Genomic DNA, 24,443 nt, shown 5'->3' with positions numbered 1-24,443 from the left:
AACGTACGCTCAACCAACCATCCTGTTCGCTCAACCATCCTTAGTTTCCTGCCACTCATCAAGCCGGCTAACCGTTCCAGTAGTTTGTAATGCATAGTACCATCTATAGCCTATACCTTTGATTCATCAATCGGGAACAATCCTGCTAAACGGTAAACAACAACATAAAACATAAACATCATGAAAACGCTTATCAAATCACTCGCATTCGCTCTTACACTGGGTTTTGTTACATCGGCCGCATCGTTCGCTGAAACCAATCCAGGTGGTCGTCCATCGTCTGAAGGTTCCTACCAATCGGCCATCTACACAACGAATAGCGGTAAACTTAGCATTGCACTGGATAAGCAAGCCGGTAGTGCTGTAGACATTCGCTTTACGAATACAGCCGGTGAAGTTTTATATAGCAAACACCTGGGTAAAAACGAAAGCAAATACCGCACCCGACTGAATCTGAGTGATTTGCCCGATGGCGTTTATCAGGTAGAGATTACAAGCGGTGTCGAAAAAACGATGCATAGTGTAACAATCTCTACCCAACAACCACAGGCACCTAGTCGTGTTATCGCGATGAAGTAATAAAGGCCACATGTTTACACAAAAAGCCGACCCTGTTTCGTCAGGGTCGGCTTTTTGTGTAAACATAGGTGGTGACTAGACCGATTCGGTGTAGTCATTCACTAACAAATTGACGTTTATACGCTAATTATTTTTATGTAGTATTCGGTTAGCTAAATGCTGTAAAAATGATGATTTAGTAATATTAAAATAACGTTAAAGAAACGTAGGAATACTCTCTTTGCGGTCGGAAATTTTTACTTATCTGCCGCATGAAAAAATATATACGTACTGCCTTCTGGCTATTTCTCTTTTCGGTCTACTTCATCAATAAAACAGCAGCGCAAACAACCCAGGCTTCCATTTCAGGCATTATTTCAGAGAAACAAAAGTCGCCCTTGCCGGGGGCTACCGTTCAGGTTCGAAACGAATCGACCGGATTTACAACTGGAACGGTAACGAATGCAAAGGGCGAATACTCATTTAAGGAATTACCATTGGGCGGGCCTTATACAGTACTCGCTACATTTGTTGGATTTGGCAATCAGGAACGAACAGGCTATGCTCTGAATCAGGGCGATGCTATCCGGGTAAACCTCAACATGGAGGAGAATGGCCAGACTCTTGAGGTTGTCCAGGTAGTGGCCTCTGGTCTCAAAAACAAAGTTGAAAATCTGGGAGCCGCCACTGCCATTTCGGCTAAGTCAATTGCTTCTCTTCCGGTCAACGGACGAAATTTTACGTCCTTAATGGACTTGTCCCCATTAAGTAGAGGAGGTAACATTTCGGGGCAGCTTGGGTCATCAACCAACTACACCATTGATGGCATGAATGCCAAAAACCCGACTTCTGCGGGGGCAACCACGAGCCGAAGCGGTGCGCCTTACTCGATTTCTATCGAAGCCGTTCGGGAATTTAAAGTGGTTACCAACCAGTACGATGTTATTTACGGACGTAGTGGCGGGGGTACCGTGAGCGCAGTTACAAAAGCAGGTACTAACAAATTGAGTGGCAGTATATTCAATTATACGCGCGCCAATTGGCTGTCAAGCCCGTATGATATCCGGGGGAACGATCGCAAAATTAACTTTTCAACCAATCAGTTTGGCTTTTCGCTGGGTGGCCCTATCATCAAGGATAAACTACATTATTTTCTCGTTTGGGATCACCAGCAGGACTCGCGCCCGCTGATTATTGCAGACGTGCAGTCTGCCGCTGATGAGACCCGGTTCAATGTAACCAGAGCTACCCTCGACAGATTTGTGGACATTGCCCGGACTAAATACGGAACTGCCAATACACCCCAGTATGGTTCATTTGATAAGCCCCGGAGTTCTGATGCCGCTTTTGCCCGGATCGACTGGCAGATCAATCGGAATAACCTGCTGACGATTCGAAATAACTACACCCGGGATTTGAACAAGCTTGGGCTGGTCGATAATACGACCATCAACATCTACGAATCGACAGGGAATGATTTTAACTGGGATAACAGTCTGTTGGCTACGCTGCGCACCTCGCTGACGCCAAAGGTTACGAACGAACTGAAACTTCAACACCTGTACACCTACCAGAAAAGTAGCCCTGGCGATCAATTACCAGCGGCTAATATTCCCAGAGCTATTGTGGAAGGGGTTACATCAACGATTGCTGGTGCCACCCGGTCTACAAACATCCAGATGGGAGGCCACCGGTTTGCGCAGGAGGGTTTTGATAATAATGTGCTGCAACTGGTTGATAATCTGTATTATAATACGGACAAAATCCAGTACACATTTGGCCTTGACCTGATGTATACGCGGGCTCACTCGTTGTACGGTAGTGAAGTAAACGGTCGATTCCACTATACCGTCGATGCCGCTGCCGGGCTGACGGCCCTGGATAAGTTTGAGAAACTACAGCCCTACCGCTATTATCGGGAGGTGCCGCTGGTAGCCGACCCCAGTGTTGTTGGTAAAACCCTGAATGCTGGACTTTACGGTCAAATGAGCACGAAACTGGCGCTGGGCCTGGAGATGACGGCTGGCTTACGTTTCGACTACGCTCACTATCCATCGTCTCCTTTGAATCAACTGGTATTTGATGAGCTTAAACTTCGCACCGACAATAAACTTAAATCCTTTGTTGTGCAACCGCGCTTGCAGTTAACCTGGGATGTCAATGAAAATCATACGGATTTTGTTCGTTTCGGGGCGGGGGTATTTGCTTCCGATATCAACAACTATGTGGTTATCAATAACCTTACGTTCGATGGGAAACACCTGGCTACGGTAGATGTCCGGGCACCAAATATCCCAACGCCTGATTTCGCAGCCTATCGGGCTAACTACAACAGCATTCCATCACTGGATGCTTTTCAACTCCCTACCATTAACATGACCGGGGCCGATGCCCGCACACCTGTTCTGTACAAAGCCAACCTCTCGTATAGCCGTTACCTGACCGATAAGTTAAAAGTGGGTATTGCTGGATACGCTAGTCTGGCTCGTCATAACTACATGTATGTCGATCGGAACATGGTGACCGATCCATTTTTTCGATTGGCCAATGAAGACAATCGGGGGGTGTATGTGCCACTAAGCACAATGCCAACAAACGGTGCAGGTGACTGGCTGCAGGGGCGTATTAGTCAGAAACTAGGCCGGGTATTGGAGCTGAACAGCCAGGGGAAAGTTAATCAGTTTGCCCTCGTTGCCGACGCTACCTACCAGTACTATAAAGATGCTGAGTTTTCGGTAAGCTATACCTGGAATGATACGAAAGACAATACATCGTTCAACGGAAACGTAGCCAATACGGCTACGCTGTCTTTACCTGTTAAAGATGACCCACGGGACCTTACTAAAATGTCGTATTCTGATAATCAGTTCCGTCATAAGGTTGTCTTCTACGGTACCTTACCCAGCTTCCTGGGTATTACGGTGGGCATTCGGTATTCGGGAATTGGCGGAACGCGGTATACGTTATTATCGGGTGCCAACAGCAATGCCGATTTCGTTGCCGGAACGAATGACCTGGCCTTTATTTTCGACAGAAATAGTGAAGCAGTTCCTGCTAATGTAAAAACAGGGTTACAGGCCATTCTGGATAATCCCGACGCGAGTCAGAGTATCAAGAATTATATCAATGCTTACTCGGGTAAAATTGCGGAGCGGAATGGAGGCATCAACGGCTTTTATGGCATATTCGATATTCGGGCCAGCAAACGTTTTCGATTGTATAAAACGCACACCCTTGAGCTATCGGCAGATGTGTTCAACTTTGCCAACCTGCTGAATAAGACCTGGGGTGCCAATAAGTCGTTGGGTACCCAGGCGTTATATGCATTGGGTATTCCAGCCACATCAACTACCCCGGCTATTGCCGGATTTGATAAGACGAATCAACAGTTTGTATACCGGGTAAATACGGCAGGTGTGGTAACGCCATCGGGTGATCCGTATCAACTTCAACTGGGTGCCCGTTATAGTTTTTAAGAATCCAACCCGATCAGACCATGAAAAATATAAGCGTATTGGGGTTGCTGTTGTGTTCGCAGGTGCTGATGGCTCAACCCAAATTGGATCGTCAGGGGCACCGGGGTTGCCGGGGGCTCATGCCAGAAAATACCATTCCGGCAATGAAAAAAGCGCTCGACCTGGGTGTTCAAACACTGGAGTTGGATGTCGTGATCTCGAAAGACAAACAGGTGGTTGTATCGCATGATACGTATATGTCGGCAGACATCGCGCTGAAACCAGACGGCAAGCCGGTTACGGCAGAGGAGCAGAAGCAGCTTAATTTGTATCAGCTGACGTACGCCGAGATAAAGAAGTTCGATGTAGGTAGTAAACCGCATCCTCAGTTCGGGCAGCAGCAGAAATTCCCGGCCTACAAACCGCTGCTTGCCAACCTGATCGACTCGGTGAATACCTACGCCAAAGCGAAAGGGATACCCTTGCCGCTATTCAATATCGAGATTAAGTCAATGCCGACTACGGATGGGGTGTATCATCCGGAACCAAAGGAATTTGTCGAGCTGGTACTGACGGTTTGCAAAGCTAAGAACTTGGGTAAGCAACTGACTATCCAATCGTTCGATGTTCGTCCGTTGCAGTTGATCCATAAGCAATCGCCTGAAATTCCTCTGTCTTACCTGACAGCCAATGCCAAATCACTGGCTGATAATTTAGCTACATTGGGTTTCACTCCGCATGCGTACAGTCCATACTACAAAACGGTAACCGCAGAGGTTGTAAAAGCCTGCCATCAGCAAGGTATGGTGATTATTCCCTGGACAGTAAACAGCAAAGTTGACATAGACAGCCTCATCCAGTTAGGTGTCGACGGTATCATTTCAGATTACCCTAATTTGTTTCTTTAAAACAGAATTCGCTCAGGGTTATGGTGTTTCGTTTGTTCTTCTGATAATAGAATGCTTGAGAGTCATTCAATCGTCGGAAGAACAAACGTAGTTAAAATACTCCCGGCCTTCCTACCAGCAATCGGCTGATGGGTCGGTAGTCGGTAAACTCAATATCGGGGGCCATGTAGCCAGGTTTTATTGGTTCTTCCTTAACTAGATCGGTGCTGAGGTATTTTTTGTTGCTATCGCACAGAATGGTCACGACGCGGGCATCGGGGCCCATTTCGCGCTGAAGATTGATCGCGCCAATCAGGTTCGCACCCGATGAAATTCCGACGGCTACGCCCAATTGAATCGCCAGTTTTTGCGCAACCAAAATCGAATCGCCATCGTTGGCCTGCACCACTTTGTCCAGCTCATCCAGCTTCAGAATATCCGGGATGAATTCATCGAAAAAGCCCTGAATCCGGTGCGTTCCAGTTTTGTAGCCTACCGATAAGGTTGGCGATTCGGCAGGTTCGAGTGGGTGAATCTGAATGTCAGGTTTGCGCGATTTCAGGTAACGTCCTACGCCCATTACCGTGCCGCCCGTACCAACACCGGCCACAAAGGCGTCGGGTGTAATGTCCACGCTTTGCAATTGCAGCCAGATCTCTTTGCCGGTTGTCAGGCGATGGGCTTCGGCGTTGTATTTGTTGGCAAATTGGCGGGGTAAAAACACATTCGGGTCGCTGGCGGCTAATTCCTCCGACCGCCGAATAGCACCCATAAAGCCACCTTCTTCTTTGGTAAATAGCACAATATCAGCGCCCAGGCTTCGGATAATATCAATCCGTTCCTGACTGATGCCGGCGGGCATAATGATTGTAACGGGGTGCCCCAACGCCCGACCAACGGCCGAAAACGCAATGCCCGAACTACCGCTGGTGGCTTCTACGATGCGGTCGCCGGGTTTAATATGGCCTTCCCGATACGCCTGATGGAGCACATGAAGCGCCATCCGGTCTTTCATGCTGCCTGTCAGGTTGTAGTGTTCGCATTTGACATAGAGCGAACGCGGCTGTCCCCGATCGGTATAAAAGAGTTCAAGCATTGGCGTGTTGCCCACCAAATGCCAGAGGTGTTCAAATTTTTCCTGAATGGCCGGTTTGATGCCGGCATCGGTAGATGAAGTCATAGGTATCAGTAAAAAAACTACCCGCAACGTACGTAAACCGTTGCGGGTAACAAAAAGGTGAGGTAGTAAAATAGGTTAAAAAACTGGAGACAATCAGGGCCTGGCTGTCAGGAATTCTCCTGATTTTTTACCCAAATCTTCCCCGAACATGTTTAGCGACAAACTTGCCATCAGGTCCAAGCAGAATAACAACGTCGAAAACGATAGATACATGAAACCATTAAAAGCGATAAGCTCCCGTGACTCCGGCGCTCGATGAATTAAAGCCCGCCTGAAAACTGTACAGGCTTGAACCATTGCCAAAGGAACCACTGGCTGTAATGGAAGGAATCAATTCTGCACTGAGATACCATTTCGGATTAAAATTGTATTGTGCACCCAATACGAAGCCTACGCCAACAGAAGGCGTAACAATTAAAAGATTGCTGCCTGTGTAGGTAGTTGTACCGCCATTTCCATCACTAATGGTCAAATTTCCGGTGCTGGACGAATTTAGCCCTAGGCTGGCGATTAACTCGGTGCCATACACAAACTGAAGTTTATCATTGATGGGTCTGCGCTTTTCTTTACCAATAGCACCTCCTGCTGAGAACCCGATCAGTGAATTGCTACCGATGAAATTTGCACTTAGATTGCCAAAAGCCAGTCGATAACGCCGGTACGTATTTTCGCTGAGTTGCTTTTTGTAAATGAGACCTATATTGTCGAAGCTGCTGATTCGTAGGCCAATTTCACGAGTAGGAGCGTTCTGAGCGTATACTGAAGAAGTGCCTAACAGGAATAAGAGTGGTAGAATAGAAACAAGTTTCATAGTTTGAAAAGAACATGTATAACGTTTTTCAAATGTATTAAAGAACGATTAAAATTGGATTGATTTTTGAAAAAATAATCTTGGACTTAGTGCAAAACACAAATAAGGGCCTTTGCGCCCTTATTTGTGTTTTAGAAGTTTGCTATGTAGCTGCCAGAAATTATGGCTTCGGCTCGCCTTTCGACGTACTTCCACTAGCTGGTGCCAGCGAATTGATCCAGGCGGCAATCTTCAGCGCATCGGCTCTAGGAACCTGTGGCATAGGAGGCATTTCGGTAGCATAGTCGGGCCAATTGTGTGGCTTGGGGCTGTAGATCAAGTCCACAATCTGGTCGTTAGTATACTTACGCTTGGCTACTTCCGAGAAAGCGGGTCCCACCTGTCGTTTGTTGGCTTGATGGCAGGCCGAACACGTGTTGCGATTAAGCAAGCCTTTTACTTCTTCATAGGTCGGGGCTTTTGCCATCGTTACGGCCTGACCTTCTACCAGTTTCGGCTTACCACCTGTAACAGGCTTACCACCTGCTTTGGCTGGTGCTTTCTTGCTTGTTTCTGTAGTTGCTGACGTTGTCGAGGCTGGTGCCGGAGCCGCTGCTGAATTCTTCGTGCTTACCTCACTCATGGCTAATTTTTCGCCATCGGGAATGTTATTGAGCGTGTAGTAGGCAATCGGGTGAACGAGTGAGTATGATCCTGTGGCACCCCGAACGCCATCCAGCGTTAGTTGGTGGATGTAGTATTTGCGTAGGTCGCCAACGATCAACCGGGCTTTCAGGCCATCCGCCGAAACCTTCACCCCTTTGAGGGGTAGCGCTTCTTTGTTGATGGTTGGGCTACCGTAAACCGCATGGTATTTGTACAAAAAGCTCTCCACCCGGTACGACGCCAAATCCTCGGCCGACTTGCGGTCAACCGGGCTTGTAAATTCGACTTCGAAACCGTCGGGCATGGCTTTCACCGTGCGCATTTCAAAAGGGATGGCACCGTTCCAGGCCAGCCGTTGCAGTCCTTCATTCGCATCACCGGCCGAACCCCAGCCCCGGTTGGTTTCGCCAACAAACAGTGAACCATCTTTCGCGAAGGCCATCCGCAACACACCCGATCGGAACCCATTTCGGAATTCGATGGCCCCGCCCTGGTATTCACCATTCACTTTTTCCATGAACACACGAGAGATTTTACTCATACCCTGATCGCCAACCAGCAACTGGCCTGAAAATGGCCCGAAGGCACCCTGTGGAATTTCCAGAATTTCGGAGTTGGAAATGCCCAGAATACCGTGAGGCAACCAAACGGCAGGCGTTTGTATCTCCGCGTTGGGAAATTGCTCTTTCATGGCGTAAAGCAGGTTCGGCGTTTCGTTGACTACGTTTTCGGGTTTAATGGCACGACCATTTTCGTCCCGGCGACGCCGTTCATCAACTTTAGCCGTAAACTGTTCCGTTGTCAGTTTAACGGGTGAGTTGGCCATACCCGACCAGCGCAATCCGGCGGGGTGACCCACAAAAGCGCCTTTCTTTACGTGCACAACACCACCCGAACCCATCCAGTCGCCCTGGTTGTCGGCGTAGAAAAGTTCACCATCGAAGATGCCCAAGCCACAAGGAGAACGCATACCGGTAGCCCAGGGCTGCATGGTGCCATTTTCGCTGATTTTCATAGTCCAACCGCGCCAGGGAACCCGGCTCTCACCCCGCCACCATTCTTCATCACCAAAGGCTACGTTGCCCGTTACGAAGAAATTGCCATCGGGAGCGATCTTGGGTCCGAAGCTATACTCATGGTAATGCCCTGACAGTGGCCAGGCATACACCGTCTCGAACACATCGGCCTTGCCATCCTGATTGGAGTCGATCATTTTGGTCAATTCGCCACGCTGGGCACAGTAGAGGGCGCCGTCTTTGTAGGTTAGTCCCAGAATCTCGTGTAACCCCGACGCGAATTTGCGGAAGAAAGGCTTCCGGCTGGTGGGGTTCTCCACAATCCAGACATCGCCCCGGCGCGTAGCCACACCCAGATCGCCGTTCGGTAGTACGGTCATACCGCCCACTTCGAGCAGGGTGCCTTCGGGCGCGGTTACTTTCAGAATCTTGAAAAAATCTTCCTCCTTCGGCGATTCCTGCGCCATAACCGCCGTGAGGGTGGCTATCGTAAAGAGGGTTGTGAGTATCTTTTTCATAATGATGTATCAATGAATAATGGATAATGAGCAATGGATAATGTGTTTTATGTCAGTGGACATTATTCATTATACATTGGCCATTATCCATTTAAAATAGTATCGAATAGGTCAACTTCCCCTTTACTGGCACGATCAGTTCCTGCCGTCCGTTGGCGTCCCGAATGGTGGGTTTCGCGCCAGCTACATCGTCGATCCGAATGTATTCCTGGCCATCGACCAGATACATGCCATTTTCCATTGCCGTGATGCTTGTGCCGCTGATCAGACGAGCGTAAAGATCGCTGGCTGGATTGGTTACGGTCACTTCGCGCTGAATACCTTTGCCCTCGCCCAATACCCGAATTTTATCTTCGATTGATGCCCCATAACTCTGGTAACGGAAGGTTGGGCGATCGCTATCGTCCAGTACGTAGCCTTTCGGGTGGTATGAAGAGCCGGTTGTATCGGCAATCCAGTTGGCTTGTGGGGAAGCGAGTTTGCTCAGAAACAAGACAGGAGCACCCAGGCGCTGCACCATCCCCATTGGGCGCGACGAACCATCGCCCCGCTCGTGCCACATGGGTGTAGCGTCCAGAAATGCGCCACGCCAGACTTGCACTAAAGCCCCCTTATCGAGATCGTAGGTATAATGAATTTGCTCAGGGCTGCCCACCGAAATGGCATGGGTTACACGTAATGTTCTCCCTTGGGTGTTTTTTTCGCCCGGCATATCCATAAAGCTGCGGAGGATTGTGTTCGTTGGTGCATCCACCATAATTGGGTCTACTTCTTCGCCAGTGCCACCGGGACCGTCACTAATGACGTACTCGCGGATACCAGGACCTGCCACTGTAAGGCCTAGTGCGGGTTGCGCCCAATCAACAAATTTGGCGTAGAGCAGCTCAAACGGCAGATCACCTTTAGGCAAGGTTGCTTTACCACTGGCGTTCCATTCGCCGGGAGCAATGACCGATTGGTTATTGATTTTCATCATACCGCCACCGCCTGGAACGCCGAGGTTGAAGCGGTATTCGCCGGGTTCCGAAACGCGCAACGTGCCGGTATAGCGAATCAGAAACTCATTCGGAATACGACTAACCGATGCTGACAACACCGTAGAAGTACCTTCTGATTCAGGAGCCGTTTTGTCGTATTCAGGCTCCTTCTGAAACTTGCCTTTATACACGGCATATTTCAAGTTCATTAATTCGGGCCGGGGTTTGTCGTAGGTGACGTAGCGGATGTTTCGGATCGCTACCGCGCCATGATCGCCCTGAATACGGAGTGGGCCAAGGGCTTTTTCATCGGCAAAGGCAGAGCCACGGGTCGGGCCTGTCAGTTCCACATCTTCCTGAATAATGACGCCGTTCAACTCAACCCGAATCACACGGCCATTTTCGGTCTTTTGGCCGTTTGCGTTAAACCGTGGAGCCTGAAACGAGATTTTTATGTGCTGCCATAAGCCGGGTGCACGACTAGCGTTCTGGCGTGCCGCATGCCCTTCGTAGCCTTTATGGCCTTCGGGCCGTTTTTCGTCCCAGCGCTCGTAAACGCCCCCATTGTCGTGTACATTGGGCGTGCGTATTTCCCAGCTATCGCGTAACTGGATTTCATAACGCCCTTGCAGATATACCCCTGAATTTGACTTCGAGGCCATCATGTAATCTAATTCCAGGTCGACATCCCCATGCTGTAGCGTTGTAAAGAGATCGTATTTATAGGGATTTTTAGGGTCGGCCGTGGGATGGGCCATGGGAATGTTGGCCAGCACACCGGTGCCTTTGTCGGTAAGCAGCGTGTTCTCTTTGTTGAGATCAGCCCGGACGCTGCCAACAATACGCCAGTTGGGCGTTGGGTTTGAGAAGGCACTTAAATCGTTGAGAGGGAGCGTAACACCAGGCATGGGAGCGGGTTGGGCTATTGCCAGTCCGATACCAATTGCCAAGCTTACGCCGAGCAGCCCGCTAAAGCGAGCTGACATAGGTAGATTTACCATATAAGCTATCATGAGTTTGAAGGGCGAAAGTTACATTTTTTCCCTATAAAAGACTGCTGATTGACAGTTAGACTTATATTTGGGCGTTTTACCCGAGAATGCATTAACCCGCGTAAATTTCTACATAATTTTTTATGAAAAACGTACATGTATCGCTTGCTATCTATGTTGGTTTAGCGAGTCTTGCCATCACCAATCAGGCTGTGGCCCAAACTGACCCCAGCAAACAAACTCCCCAGTCGACCGAAATTTGGGAGCCGGTCCCACCCGTTATTACCCCTGGTACTGTAACTGCCAATACATCCGGTACAACTCCGCCTTCTGATGCTATTGTGCTGTTCGATGGTAAAAACACAGATGAATGGGTAGCCATCAAAGGCTATTCGCCCGCTAACTGGGAAAAAACCAACGAAGGTCCGCTAAAATGGCCCGTAACGGATGGTGTGATGTATTCGACCAAAGGATTCTCGGCTCGTTCGAAAAAAGAGTTCAACGATTTTCAACTGCACCTGGAGTTTAAAACGCCTGAAAAAGTGGAAGGTACTAGCCAGGGCCGCGGTAATAGTGGTGTTTTTTTACAGGGGCGCTATGAGCTACAGGTACTGGATAACTATAACAATCCAACGTACGTAGATGGCATGGTTGGATCGATTTACAAGCAGTCTATTCCATTGGCCAACCCTAGCCGCAAACCCGGTGAGTGGCAAACGTATGATGTTATTTATCAGGCCCCTAAATTCAACAAAGCGGGTATGATGACCGACTATGCATACGTAACGGTGTTGCTCAACGGAATAATCGTGCAGAACCACGCTGCCATTCGGGGTACAACAGAATACATTGGTTATCCAAAAGTACAACCACACGGCGCCGGTCCAATTCTGCTGCAGGATCACGGCAACCCAGTTGGTTTCCGGAACATCTGGATTCGGGAGTTATAGGCATTGACCGCTTACGAACAACGATTGGGCCTCCGGCAAATAGCCGGGGGCTTTTTTGTATCATTGTACTTACGGGCTAAGCCCGTGTTTAGGTAACTAACAACAATTATTTTTCTTACGGGCTAAAGCCCGTAGGTATATAAAATTATGCGCTTCTTTACTCTGTTTGCTTTCCTGATCGCTGTCTCTACCGCCTGCTCCACAACCACTGTTTATATTGTTCGTCATGGCGAAAAGGTGAACGAAACGGATACAACGAACCTTAGTCCGGCGGGTTATGCACGGGCAACCGCATTAGCCGAAACGTTGGCAAAACAGCACATTGATTCCATTTTCTCAACTCCTTATCGGCGTACCCGACAAACGGTTCAGCCATTGGCCCAGCGGTTAGGTATTCAGGTGGTCGATTATCCTGCGAAACCTACGGAGGCTATTGTTAATCGGGTTGGCGCTAGTACAAGCAAAACGGTGCTGGTGGTAGGTCATAGCAACACGATTTTGGAAATCGCTAAAGGGTTAGGCGCCCAGCCTACCCTAACTAAAATTGAGGCTGGTGATTTTGATAACTTATTGCAGGTGAAGATTCGACGTGGGCTATTCCGAAAATCTGTTACGATTTCGCAGACGACTTATGGCCAGATTACACCTCCTTAGGTGACTCATCCATCTTATATACCGTCTCATACGCTGTTTACCTCAAATCATACAAATGCAGTATTGACGAAGGTAGGGCGTTACTCTACCTTTGTTTTGTACGCAAGCCTTGTAAGTCCCAGACTTTTAGATAATTCTAATGAAGTACCTATTCCTGATACTATTTTTTAATTGGCTTATAGCAAATCAGCTTGTTGCGCAGGGTATCCGGGCGGCTGGCGACAAGATGCCGAACGTTCGTAAAACGGCTACCACTAGTACACCGGCTACCTACAAGTTGCGCCAGATTGTGGTAGGCAGTGGGGGCGGATTTACAGGCGCTTCGGCAACCTATTATTTGCTGGAGAATGGGAAACTCTATGGCCGACGCAACCGTGATACGGTTTATACATTCATCGGCCAGCAAACGGCGGCTAATACGAAGCGGGTGTTTACATCAGTTGAAGTGAACTGTAAAATCAAAACGACCAAATTCGATAACCCCGGCAATATCTATAAGTTTGTTCAATGGCGAAAAGGTAAACTGAATTATAAAGTTGCCTGGGGCGCTGTAAACAAGACAAAAACTGTTCCTGCTAATTACCCCAAAGTCTACGACTCGTTCATGGCCATGATCCCGGCTTCGTTGCGCTTGAAATAGAAAACTGTTTATGGTATATGGTTTGAGGTTTACGGTTGGCTGGCGCACAAGCAACTGACGCGCCAGCCAACCGTAAACCTCAAACCATATACCAAAAAACCTTACCCCCTTATGAAACCACTTCTTCTTTTCCTGACTCTTCTAACGGCTACATCGGCCTGGGCACAACAACCCAGTGCGGGCTTTGGCCGTAAGCTGAAAACAACAGCCCCAACGGCTGGTCTGGCTGAACGATTGAATGCCTTAACGATCCCACTGCCAAAAGACAGAGCCGGTCGGCAGACATTGACGAAATCCGGAGGTTCACCAGTAACGCTGGAGCCTTTACGCCTGCGGGTTGTACGAGACACCGTAACGGGTTTACCTATCTTCATTGAGCGAAAAACCAACCCAAATTCGGTTGTTAGCCAGGTCAAAAAAAGTGGTGCCCGACTTTCGGCGGCTGCGGCTGCATCAACTGCCTACCAGTTTATGGGGCAGGTACGTGGGTTGCTGAAACTCGATAATCCGGAAGCAAATTTTACGGTCACCCGTACCGAAACCGATGAGGTAGGGCAGATGCACATCCGACTGGCACAAACGCATCGGGGAGTACCCGTGCTTGGTTCCGAGCTCGTTGCGCACCTGACTGATCATGAAGTGACGCTGCTCAATGGACGCTACCAACCCATAGCAACGGACCTTTCCGTAACGCCGAAGCTGACCTTGGTTGATGCCTCAGCACAAGCGCTTACCGATGTGCGTAAAACATCGAACGTTCGGTCATTTGGTGATAATATGCTGAACATGAAATCATCGGAAGGAGAGTTATGCGTTTTTCCAACTCCAGACGGTGGTGCAAAACTAGCGTACGCAGTAACCGTTCGACCGAACATGCTCGAACGTTGGGAATACGTCATTGATGCGCAAACGGGTGATGTTCTGGATAAATACAATCATACCTGCTCGTTTGTGGGACCCATTAAAGCGTCGGGTAAAGACCTGAACGGGGCAACGCGCTCCTTCCAGACATATCAGCAAACGACAAATAGTTATTACCTGATTGATGCATCGCGCTCAATGTTTAAACCGACAACATCAAAAATGCCCGATAGTCCGATTGGCGCACTCTGGACAGTGGATGCAAGAAATACATTTGGCAACAATCAGAAGATCTACCAGATTACGTCAACCAACAATACTGACTGGAATGCAAATGCGATTTCGGCTCATTACAATGCGGGCGTTGCCTACGATTACTATAAGAATACGCATAATCGGGACGCCCTGAGCGGCACCGGAGAAACAATGGTTTCGGTCGTTAACATGCCCGACGATGATGGGAAATCTATGGATAATGCCTACTGGAATGGCAAAATTATGGCCTATGGCAATGGAAAACTCCTAAAACCACTAGCCGGAGGGCTTGATGTGGCCGGACATGAAATGACACATGGGGTGATTCAGAATACGGCCAATCTGCAATACAAGAGCCAGTCGGGAGCCATTAATGAGTCATTTGCCGATGTGTTCGGAGCCATGATCGACCGCGATAACTGGACAATTGGTGAATCGATTGCCACGCCTGCCGTTCTGCCGTCGGGTGCACTCCGGAACCTCTCAAATCCCAATCAGGGAGGTAAAAGCAAAGATCCGAATGGGTATCAACCGGCCACTATGTCGCAGTATGAAACGACCAGCGATGATAATGGAGGGGTGCATAGTAACAGTGGTATTCCCAACTTCGCGTTCTATAAATTCGCGACGGTTGTTGGGAAGGAGAAAGCCGAGAAAGTTTATTATCAGGCGCTAACAAAGTATTTGGTACGGACATCTCAGTTCCTGGATTTACGCCTGGCTGTCATCAAAGCCGCTGGCGATCTATACGGGGCAACGGGTGCAGAAGTGTCTGCGGCCAAGAGTGCGTTTGATGCTGTGGGAATCACGGATGGAACGACCACAACGCCCAAGACGCCCGATGTGCCCGTTGCGTCGGGTCAGGATTTACTCTTGTTGGCCGATGCCACTACCTCAAAACTTTTCTCAACAACTGTGGGTGCTTCGCCCGCAAAATTTGACGCCAAATCTGCATTGGGGCTGGTCCATCGCCCCAGCGTGACCGATGATGGAAAGTTCGCCTATTATGTAACGACAGATAAGCGTATTCGCTCGGTTAACCTGACAGGCACCCCAACCGAAACGATTATTTCCAATGAAACCATCTGGGACAACGTAGCCATCTCGAAAGATGGGACCAAACTAGCCGCGCTCACCGCCGATAAAGACGGGGTGGTTTATGTATATAGTTATGATAAAAAGAAATGGGCGGAGTTTACACTCTATAATCCAACCTACACCCAGGGTGTGCAAACGGGTGATGTGCAGTATGCCGATTCATTTGAGTGGGATTTTACGGGTGAAAATATTGTTTATGATGCCTATAACGCTCTCAAAAACAACGCTGGCACCTCGATTGACTATTGGGATGTAGGCTTTATCAATGTTTGGAGTAACGCAACCAAAGACTTTGCCAAAGGCGATATTGAGAAGTTATTTTCTAATCTGGACGAGGGCGAGAGTATTGGAAATCCATCCTTTTCTAAAAACTCGCCCGATGTGATCGCGTTCGATTACCTCAACGAAACGAACGATATCTACGAAGTAGTGGCTGTTGACCTGAATGCGGGGAAAGTGAATGTTGTCTACGAGAATAATACACTAGGTTTCCCAAGCTATTCGCGGCTGGATAATAAACTTGTATTCAGTACTGAATCCGGGACAAGCGAAAATATATCGGGTATCAACATGGGCGCTGACAAAATTACCCCATCGGGCTCGGTTTCGGTATTATACACGGGAGCAAAATGGCCCGTCTGGTACACACAAGGCACTCGTGTGGCTAAGGCCACCCAAACGATAACCTTCGACCCGATCCCAGACCGGTTTTCCAATCAGGGTGACCTAGCGCTGAAAGCAACCTGTTCATCGAATTTAACGGTTGGTTTTCTGGTAAAAAGCGGCCCTGCTACGCTGAGTGGCTCAACGCTGAAATTTACTGGCGTGGGTGCTGTTACAATACAGGCTTTCCAGAACGGTAACGAACAGTTTTCGGCAGCTTCGGCTGTGGAGCGCACATTCAATGTACTGACCGTAACGGGTACCGAACCTGCCTGGGCAGATGCGCTGTCTATTTACCCAAATCCAGCTGGCAATACGCTGACTGTTGAATTGCCCGGTACGGAAACGATTGAACAACTTTCCCTTCAGACACTCACTGGGGCGACGGTTGCACGGCCCACGATCCGCACTCGCCAGCGTACGGCTACGCTTGAGGTCGGAAGTCTGCCAAAGGGCTTGTATTTATTGCAAATTCAAACTCCAAGCGGAACCGCTACTAAGAAGATAATGAAGGAGTAATGAATGACGTTTACAATTTTTTTGCGTCCTAGTAGCTGAATCAAATAAAACTGTATATTTGAGTATGTATCTGGAAGAGCGCGTAGAGCAATTAGAAAACCTTTCTGTTGACCAGGGAAAGCAGATTGAAACGATCGCCAGAGGTCTGGCTGATTTAACCGTAACCGTCAATCAACGATTTGATCAGGTCAACCAGCGATTTGATGGCGTTAACCAACGATTTGATGGTGTTGATCAGCGATTTGAGCGAGTGGAAGCAGATATTTCTGTTTTAAAGTCAGATGTATCTGAGCTAAAAAGCGGTCAGGCTCGTTTAGAAACGACAGTAGCCGATATTCAACAGACACAACAGTTGATTTTGACTATCCTACAGGATAAATTGAAATAGCGTTCTAACTTGGCATTATAAAAAAACTGTGGCTGTTCGTTGACCTGATTTCAGGCAATGAACAGCCACAGTTTTTAAGCGTAAATAAAAGCTACCAGGCAGTCCTATTTCGTTGTAATAGCAATGGTCTTATTGTCCTTATCGATGTTTACTTTAGCAATCTTATTGGGCGAAAGTGTAAATACAGCCTCCTTTGTACTGGCCTTTCCATTGACTATAAAACGCTCAAACTTATCTAAACCCGCTTGATCGCTTTTATCCTCCAGTGTAAAATTGATTGGTAGGTTATATCTAACATTTACAACTTTCCCGTTCTGCGTTCCTGGTGTCCAGCGAGGCATATTTTGTACTACACGAATAGCTTCCTCACCAGTACCAAAGCCAATGCCTTTTAGTAGCTTCACATCCGTAACCTCGCCGGTTTTCGTGACGATGAAGCTAACAAATACGCGTCCTTCGGCTTTTACTTTCTGAGCAGCAGCCGGATACTTCAGGTTCTCAGACAGATACGCGCCTAATTCTTTCATGCCTCCTGGAAACCCCGGTTGCTCTTGAACGACAGTAAAAACTTCACCATCAACCTTCACGGCTTTTCGGGCTGCGGCTTGTTCTGTTACAGGTACAACTGCGTCCTGTGATTGATCCTGACCAGATTGCGTACACATAACCAGGCAAGCAGCTACTGGAAGAATCAGGGCGTAACCGAGCAATGCCCGGCGATGAGATGCGGGTTTTTGCAACATAATGATTCGTTGTTTGAGAGTTGATTTAGAAACAAAAGGGGTTGTCAGTGCTGCAATGGGCATGTTGAGTGCGTAAGCCACCAATTGACGCGGGTAATCGGGCTGGGGCATTTTCAGGACTGTCCGATCAGCCAGAAACTCATGGACTTCCTGCAAGGCAAGTTTGTAAAGCCATACCACAGGATTGAACCACAATGCCGCCTGCACTAGCTCCAGAAATAAAATATCGGCGGTGTGGCGCTGCCGAATATGTGCTTCTTCATGACGCAAGAGTGCGTCGGGCTCCGTGAGGGAATCGGTATGGTTCAGAACCAGATACCGTCCGAACGAAAACGAAGGGCTGGAATCGTCTGGTAGCCGGACGAGAATAAACGTTGGTGTATGTTCCGCGCTGCCACGATTGATGAGCCTAAACACCGATTTCAGATTTAAGCCTAACCGCACGAGCATTACCAGTACGCCAAGGCCATACAAGAGCCAAATCCACTGCGTTGTGGTCAGCATGCCTGATTGATTCGCTGCTCCATTGCTAACGACAAACGTGGGCAGGGTGAGATCACCAACTGGAAAAGCATCGGCTGTTCCACTTGGTAACTCGATCAGCGGAAGTAGGAGCGACAATGCAACCGATGCCAGTAAATACGCCCGATTCAGGCCGAAAAACGTATTTCTGCGGAGAAGCAGCCAGTAGCAGCCATAGAAAAGTACGAGATACAGGCTGGCGGTTAAGAGATAGGGGAGTGTATTCATTTCTTTTTCGTGGTTATCAAAATGACGCCGTTTTTGCCTTTTTCGCCGTAAGTGGCCCTGGCTACTCCATCTTTTAATACCTCAATGCTCTGTATGTCATTAGGATTTAAATTCTGAAGCTTCTTAGGGTTTTGATCTAGTTTGGGTTCATGCCCTTTCTCAACTTCAACACCATCAATGATATAGAGTGGCTCCTCACCATTTAGCCAATTACCATGGAGACGTACAGATGTCCCTGAATTTCGTAGCGAGTCGGGCAGCCGCATGGCATATCGTTCTTTACTACCTGATGTACTAAGATCATTGAGCGATAGCTGACTAGTAGTGGTCTTGTCAAGCACAAAGCCCTTTCCTTTCTCCGTATTGGGGGTGACCTGCCCCGTTCGCTTATCTTCCCATTTTTCCAGCCCAAACTGAATGGGTAGGTTATACAGCACATCCACTGGTTTGCCGTCTTGCTCACCTGGATTCCATTTTGGCATCTGACTTACCACACGCACAGCTTCTTCATCGCATCCACCACCTACCCCTTTCAGAACACGCAGATTTCGGATTTCGCCCGTTTGGGAAACGACGAACTGTACAAATACTCTACCTTCAACGTTGTTCTGCTGAGCTTCAGGGGGATAGCGTAAGCTTCGAGCGAGGTACTGCCTTAAAGCGCTCATGCCTCCCGGAAATTCAGGCTGCTTTTCAACGACGGTGAAAACTTCGTTAGCTCGGCTGTGAGCGGTGGGTTGAGCTACAGAGGCAGGCGGTGATTCGTATCCAGTGACATAAACATCGCCCAACTGATTACCCAACACCTGACCTGTTCGTTTTTCCTCTTTACTGTCTAGAGCGAATTGAATAGGTATTACATATTGGGTCACAATCGCTTTGCCATTCTGTTTTCCTGGAATCCACTTCGGCATTTGTCGGACAACGCGCAAGGCTTCTTCATCACAACCGCTACCAATACCCTTTTTGACGATTGCCGAACTGATGGCTCCAGTTGGCGATATGACAAATTGTATAAATACATTGCCCTGAACGCCAGCGGCTTTGGCTTTGGCCGGATACCGAAGCGAATGGGCTACGTACTGCATTAATCCCGGTATGCCGGTTGGGAAAACTGCCGGTTCTTCAACAGCTGTATAGACCTCGCCATTAATCGTTTGGGACGATGGGGGCGTTCGAATGGGCATCGAAGGGTTTGGTTTAATACCCTTGTACGCTGCTGTTGCGCCCATAGTAGGTAATTCATTTGGGTCTGCCAGCGCTAAGGCTATGTCGATGGTAGTTCGATTTTCAACCGGAATCATCATCATTGTGAAACCAACGAAACTAATACTCAGCATGGCCGTTTTAGGGACATTCTCAAGCTTATAATGCCCCTGTTCATTAGTAGGTGTGCCCTTTTTAGTACCGGCAACTAAAACGTGTGCCCCTGGCAGCGGCTTCCCATCTGCCGCACTTGTCACCTTACCTGAAACAGTAATCGTCTCTTCAGTAGCTTGACTCATAACAGCCGCAATTTCTTCCCGCGCGGTGGTCATCGCCAATAAACTGAATGCCAAAGGAAGTATCAATACATATTTGCCTAGTGCCCATCGGGTTGTCGCTTTCTGGTGCAGCATCATGATCCGCTGTTTCAGGAGCGAGGGATTGAAGAAGCTATTTGTTAGCGTGTCGGGACCACTTACGCCAAGCTGCGTTCCGAAGGAATAAGCCACTAAAAACCGGGCGTATTCGGTTGGTCGGCTGGCTGGCTTATCGGCTAGAAATTCGTGCACCTGACGGAGCATTCGATCCATGAGCCAGAGCGTTGGGCATGCCCAGAAAAGTGCCTGTAGCAAACCCATGCCCAATACATCGGCGCTGTGACATTGCCGAACGTGCACCAACTCATGCTGGATAATCAGCTCATTACGAGTGTCGGCAGGGTTTAGTATAACGTACTGGAAAAATGAAAACGTAGGGATGGTTGGGGCATTTGGCAGAACCACTATGTAGTCGTCATACACGTGCCGGGGCGACTGCCGAATCAACCTGACCAAACGCCCAACACGTATGCCCAACCGGACCAACAATACTAATGCGACCAGCGCATAGGCCCATATGCTCAGTTGCTCCCAATCTGTTCCAGTTTCAACGGGTGCGGCCACAATCGGTGAAACTGGCAGCGCAATAACGCCTACAGGCATGGTGACGGGAAGCGTTTCTACCGTTTGCGTAGGCAGAATCACTAACGGCAGAATCAGGGATAGAATGACTGAGGCTAGCAAATAAGCCCGGTTAAGGCTGAAAAACGTGTGCCGACGCAGCAGTAGCCAATAACAACTCGCAAACAGCAAGCCGTAGAGGTTAGCTTTCAGGAGATAGTCAAGGGCGTTCATTGGTCTTTCTGTTTGTTTAGGAGTTTGATAATCTCGTCGGCTTCGGTCAGGCTGATGTTTTTGTCTTTCACGAAAAACGACACCAGCTTTTTGAGCGAATTATCGAAGTAGTTCGCCATGAGTTGCTCAGTCTGGAAACGTCGGTACTCCTCTTCTGTAATGAGGGGATAGTATTCATGCGTTTTCCCATAGGCGGTGTAGCCAACCAGTTCCTTTTTCTCCAGAATACGGATAATGGTCGAGACGGTATTGTAGGCGGGCTTTGGTTCGGGGAGTTCGGCCAAGACGTCTTTAACGAACGCTTTTTTTAATTGCCAAAGTACCCGCATTATCTCTTCTTCGGCTTTGGTAAGGTCGCGTATTGGCATGATTTACAGTGGGGTTAATGAATAGTGTCGAAATGTATGACTAATGGTTTAGTTTTACAACTAATGTATTAGTTATTTGTTTGGAAAAAATAAAAATGCCCTTCTCTGATTCAGAAAAGGGCATTTTGAGTATGAAAAATTCTATAAACTAGCAGGGTATTTATGGCTGCAAAACCGGCCCGGCATTAGTCCAACCGACCGGAACATTGGATAGGAACCAGCTTTTCCCTTTATCGTTGTTGCCCTGATAAAACAGATAGGTCTTCCCGTTTTTGTCGGTGAAGATGTGTGGGTGGCCCGATTCACTGGAATTCCAGGTGCCAGGTGCTCCGTTTGTAAGGAATGGTTGGGTTTGAACACGTTTCCAGTGCAGCCCATCCTGGCTTCGGGCCACACCGATTTGCTGCGGCCAGTTATTATAAGCACCCGCGTAGAACATATACAACGTACCCGTACGCTCAATTACCGATGCGGCCTCAATACACTCGCCCTCCCAGGGGAGTTCGGGCTTCAGAATAGGGCCGTCGTTAGCTACCTGCTTCCAGTCCTCACGGTTGAAGTTCGTATTGGCTGGCGCTACAGCCACACCCAATTGCTGAATTTTATACGACGTATCTCTGGTCGCGAAATACAGGAAATAGTGATTGTTAAACCTGACTACATCGGCGTCGATAGCTCGCCCGCACGACCAGTCACTGATAGCCGGGTGAAAAATTGGATTGGTTGGGTTTCGGTCGAAATGAATACCATCGGTCGACACCGCGTGGCAGATGGCATCATTGCGTCCATTGCCGTACGTTTGGTAAAACAAATTCACCTTCCCATCGCGAATGAGCGCGCCGGGAGCGCACAGCCCTTTTTTCTCATAGTCCGTCTCGGGCGTAATTTCGCCGACTTTTTGCCAGTTCGTCAGATCCTGGCTTTCGGCGATACCGATGCCCCAATGATCGGCCCCGGTCGAATCTTTGTAGAGCGGTACGGAGTAATACATCAAATAACGACTCTTGAACCAAACCACATGCGGGTCTTTGGCATAGCCCGATTTTCGATGCGTTGTATCGCCGAACCGCATTTTTGGGCTTGACGATTGTGCTATTGCGAGCGTCGATAGTATCCCGATTAGCGTAACAGCTATAAATAGACTTCTGAAGTTATTCATGTTTAAGAGACTGTCAGCTGACACGGGTGAACACCCGCGCCAGCACGCGGCTATTTAAACAAGGGCGCGTGAATCTTGTGAAGCGTTTCAATCGGAATCTTGATCACTTCCCGATCGTAGGTCAACAAGCCATTTACTTCGCCTTCTACGTCGGTTGTTTGCGTGTAAACAGCTGCCGATAAGGCCTGTTTTTTGTAGTATTCAACGATTTTGGCGTATTTCTTCTCATACGCTTTTTGCACTACATCTGCCGATTGGTAGGTCTGGTAGCCCCAGTTGCGCATTTCTGGGTTCCAGAGGTGACCTTGCACTGGCCAGCCAATGCCGCCAAACTCACCAATCACGACTACCCGATTGGTTTTAGACGCTGGCGCTTTGGGCTCTTCTTCATACGTATGAATGTCGTAGAAATCACCCGCACCTAGGTCGTTCCAGCCGCTGGATGCGTTGACGGTGCGGCTTGGGTCCATCGCTTTTACCCAATTGGCCAGCCGGTTGTTGTCGTATTGGCCCCAGCCTTCGTTGTGTACTACCCAGGTTACAATGCTGGGATGGTTGTGTAGCCGGTTCATCATCCGACGCAGTTCCAACTCAAATTGCTCCTTGCCCTTTGACCGACGAATTGGCTCCGACTGATCGCCGGGATATTCATTCTGGCCTTCCAGAAAGCCCGAGGGCATGTCCTGCCAGACTAGTATGCCTAGCTTGTCGCAGAGGTAGTAATAGCGGTCGGGTTCGACTTTGATGTGTTTCCGAAGCATGTTGAATCCCGATTTTTTGAGAAAATCGATTTCAAATGCCATACCTTCATCAGACGGGGGCGTTAGCAAACCACCAGGCCACCAGCCCTGATCGAGCGGGCCGTTCTGAAACACAAACTTGTTGTTTAGCAACAGTACGGGCTGGTTAGCAACCGGACCTGCTCCGACCGAAATCTTACGCATGGCGAAATAGCCCGTTACCACATCGAGCGGATTACCTGTAACGGTGGCATTGGCGAACGCCGTGTTTAACGGGGCATCCTGACGCGGGCGTTTGTTGCGGGGTGTATCGCCAAACGGGTCCGTGACGGTAACCAACTCAACTTTCAAATTGTACAGAAACGGGCTATCCGGCGACCATAGTTTCGGATTTTTTACGTTCAACCAGGCGGTTCTTCCCGCCCGGACGAGGGTTGTGGCTACGGTTTGATTGCCATCTAAAGCCGTCAGGCGAATGGCCGTCGTAAAATTATTCGCTGGTTTATCGAGCAATACCTCCACCCGAAGGCGGCTGGAATCCAGCTCGGGTGTCAGTTTTACTTCCTCAATGTAGGTTTGCTTTGGAACGGGTTCCATCCAGACGGTTTGCCAGATGCCCGAAACAGGCGTATACCAAATGCCATGAGGATTCATCAGCTGCTTACCGCGCGGTTGCTCACCATCCGACGTTGGGTCCGTTACACCCAGCACCAGCTGATTCTGCCCGTCTTTCAGGTAATCGGTAATGTCAAAATTGAATGCGTCGGAACCACCCGTGTGCGAACCCACCAGCCCACCGTTAACCCACAGGCTGCACTCATAATCGACCGCGCCGAAATGCAATAGCACCCGCTGTCCTGCCCAATCGTTGGGTAAACTAACTTCCCGTCGATACCACAATCGCTGATCGGCGGTGAGTGATTTGTTAACCTTCGAAACGGTCGATTCCAAACAGAAGGGTACCAGAATTTGTCCATCGTACCGGGTTGGTTGCGGGGCCGTTTTGGGTGTGATGGCATAGTCCCACATGCCGTTCAGGTTTTGCCATTGTTGCCGTACCATTTGCGGGCGGGGGTACTCGCGCCAGGCATTTTCGGGCGTGATTTGCTTTTCCCAACGACTCATGATGGGAGCAGCACGCGGTTGATTTTGTGTGGGTGTTTGGGCAACCGCTAGTCCAGAAACGAGTAGGGCAAGGCTAAGGGTACTAGAGAGAAATCGGGCTGATGGCATGAATG

At 48.8% G+C, this 24,443-nt stretch carries 17 protein-coding genes; 8 read left to right on the top strand and 9 right to left on the bottom strand.

Annotation, left to right across the window (positions count from 1 at the left end; all coding sequences use genetic code 11):
• The first annotated feature begins 180 nt into the window (after nucleotides 1-180).
• The 3 genes from EXU85_RS31065 to EXU85_RS31055 all read left to right on the top strand — a co-directional run bounded on the left by EXU85_RS31065 (nucleotide 181) and on the right by EXU85_RS31055 (nucleotide 4,921).
• On the top strand, nucleotides 181-579 hold the full coding sequence (locus EXU85_RS31065) for a T9SS type A sorting domain-containing protein (RefSeq protein ID WP_142775803.1): 399 nt from the start codon (nucleotides 181-183) through the stop codon (nucleotides 577-579).
• Nucleotides 580-830: 251 nt separating this feature from the next.
• Nucleotides 831-4,034, top strand: coding sequence for a TonB-dependent receptor (locus tag EXU85_RS31060; protein ID WP_142775802.1), 3,204 nt, complete (start codon nucleotides 831-833; stop codon nucleotides 4,032-4,034).
• Between the two features lie 20 nt (nucleotides 4,035-4,054).
• The gene (locus EXU85_RS31055; RefSeq protein WP_142775801.1) at nucleotides 4,055-4,921 is read left to right on the top strand and encodes a glycerophosphodiester phosphodiesterase; all 867 of its coding nucleotides are present in this window, start codon (nucleotides 4,055-4,057) and stop codon (nucleotides 4,919-4,921) included.
• 91 nt (nucleotides 4,922-5,012) lie between these two features.
• On the opposite strand, the gene EXU85_RS31050 is transcribed toward EXU85_RS31055, so the two are convergent.
• The 4 genes from EXU85_RS31050 to EXU85_RS31035 form a co-directional block, all read right to left on the bottom strand.
• A complete protein-coding gene (locus EXU85_RS31050) occupies nucleotides 5,013-6,080 on the bottom strand; it encodes a PLP-dependent cysteine synthase family protein (protein ID WP_142775800.1) in 1,068 nt (355 codons plus the stop codon).
• Nucleotides 6,081-6,300: 220 nt separating this feature from the next.
• The gene (locus EXU85_RS31045; protein WP_142775799.1) at nucleotides 6,301-6,891 is read right to left on the bottom strand and encodes a hypothetical protein; all 591 of its coding nucleotides are present in this window, start codon (nucleotides 6,889-6,891) and stop codon (nucleotides 6,301-6,303) included.
• 160 nt (nucleotides 6,892-7,051) lie between these two features.
• The gene (locus tag EXU85_RS31040; RefSeq protein WP_142775798.1) at nucleotides 7,052-9,070 is read right to left on the bottom strand and encodes a c-type cytochrome; all 2,019 of its coding nucleotides are present in this window, start codon (nucleotides 9,068-9,070) and stop codon (nucleotides 7,052-7,054) included.
• Between the two features lie 91 nt (nucleotides 9,071-9,161).
• Nucleotides 9,162-11,048 carry a family 16 glycoside hydrolase gene (locus EXU85_RS31035; protein WP_142776897.1) on the bottom strand — a complete coding sequence of 629 codons (1,887 nt, stop codon included), beginning with the start codon at nucleotides 11,046-11,048 and terminating at the stop codon, nucleotides 9,162-9,164.
• Nucleotides 11,049-11,182: 134 nt separating this feature from the next.
• Between EXU85_RS31035 and EXU85_RS31030 the strand changes: the two genes are divergently transcribed.
• The 5 genes from EXU85_RS31030 (at nucleotide 11,183) to EXU85_RS31010 (ending at nucleotide 17,067) form a co-directional block, all read left to right on the top strand.
• Nucleotides 11,183-11,989, top strand: coding sequence for a DUF1080 domain-containing protein (locus EXU85_RS31030; protein WP_142775797.1), 807 nt, complete (start codon nucleotides 11,183-11,185; stop codon nucleotides 11,987-11,989).
• Between the two features lie 147 nt (nucleotides 11,990-12,136).
• Nucleotides 12,137-12,643 carry a histidine phosphatase family protein gene (locus EXU85_RS31025; RefSeq protein WP_142775796.1) on the top strand — a complete coding sequence of 169 codons (507 nt, stop codon included), beginning with the start codon at nucleotides 12,137-12,139 and terminating at the stop codon, nucleotides 12,641-12,643.
• A 139-nt stretch (nucleotides 12,644-12,782) separates the two neighbouring features.
• Complete coding sequence (locus EXU85_RS31020; protein WP_142775795.1) at nucleotides 12,783-13,283, top strand: FAD-binding oxidoreductase; 501 nt, start codon at nucleotides 12,783-12,785, stop codon at nucleotides 13,281-13,283.
• A 111-nt stretch (nucleotides 13,284-13,394) separates the two neighbouring features.
• Nucleotides 13,395-16,679: a M4 family metallopeptidase gene (locus EXU85_RS31015; protein ID WP_142775794.1), complete on the top strand. Its 3,285-nt coding sequence runs from the start codon at nucleotides 13,395-13,397 to the stop codon at nucleotides 16,677-16,679.
• A gap of 64 nt (nucleotides 16,680-16,743) precedes the next feature.
• Nucleotides 16,744-17,067: a hypothetical protein gene (locus tag EXU85_RS31010; protein ID WP_142775793.1), complete on the top strand. Its 324-nt coding sequence runs from the start codon at nucleotides 16,744-16,746 to the stop codon at nucleotides 17,065-17,067.
• Between the two features lie 104 nt (nucleotides 17,068-17,171).
• On the opposite strand, the gene EXU85_RS31005 is transcribed toward EXU85_RS31010, so the two are convergent.
• The 5 genes from EXU85_RS31005 to EXU85_RS30980 form a co-directional block, all read right to left on the bottom strand.
• Entirely contained in the window at nucleotides 17,172-18,560 is a 1,389-nt protein-coding gene (locus EXU85_RS31005) for a TonB family protein (protein WP_142775792.1), read from the bottom strand.
• Nucleotides 18,557-20,938, bottom strand: a complete 2,382-nt coding sequence (locus EXU85_RS30995) for a TonB family protein (RefSeq protein ID WP_210422418.1) — start codon at nucleotides 20,936-20,938, stop codon at nucleotides 18,557-18,559. Before EXU85_RS30995 ends, EXU85_RS31005 begins: the two co-directional genes overlap by 4 nt.
• Nucleotides 20,935-21,306 (bottom strand): BlaI/MecI/CopY family transcriptional regulator, encoded by a 372-nt coding sequence (locus tag EXU85_RS30990; RefSeq protein WP_142775791.1) that lies wholly within the window; start codon nucleotides 21,304-21,306, stop codon nucleotides 20,935-20,937. The genes EXU85_RS30995 and EXU85_RS30990 overlap by 4 nt, the downstream gene beginning before the upstream one ends.
• 160 nt (nucleotides 21,307-21,466) lie before the next feature.
• Nucleotides 21,467-22,465: a family 43 glycosylhydrolase gene (locus EXU85_RS30985; protein WP_168207899.1), complete on the bottom strand. Its 999-nt coding sequence runs from the start codon at nucleotides 22,463-22,465 to the stop codon at nucleotides 21,467-21,469.
• A 50-nt stretch (nucleotides 22,466-22,515) separates the two neighbouring features.
• Nucleotides 22,516-24,438, bottom strand: a complete 1,923-nt coding sequence (locus EXU85_RS30980; protein WP_246859318.1) for a glycoside hydrolase family 2 protein — start codon at nucleotides 24,436-24,438, stop codon at nucleotides 22,516-22,518.
• Nucleotides 24,439-24,443 lie beyond the last annotated feature (5 nt).

It is taken from the genome of Spirosoma sp. KCTC 42546 (genome assembly GCF_006965485.1).
Classification (GTDB): Bacteria; Bacteroidota; Bacteroidia; order Cytophagales; family Spirosomataceae; genus Spirosoma.
Note: the sequence above shows the minus strand (reverse complement) of the source record. Positions and strands in the feature narration are given on the sequence as shown.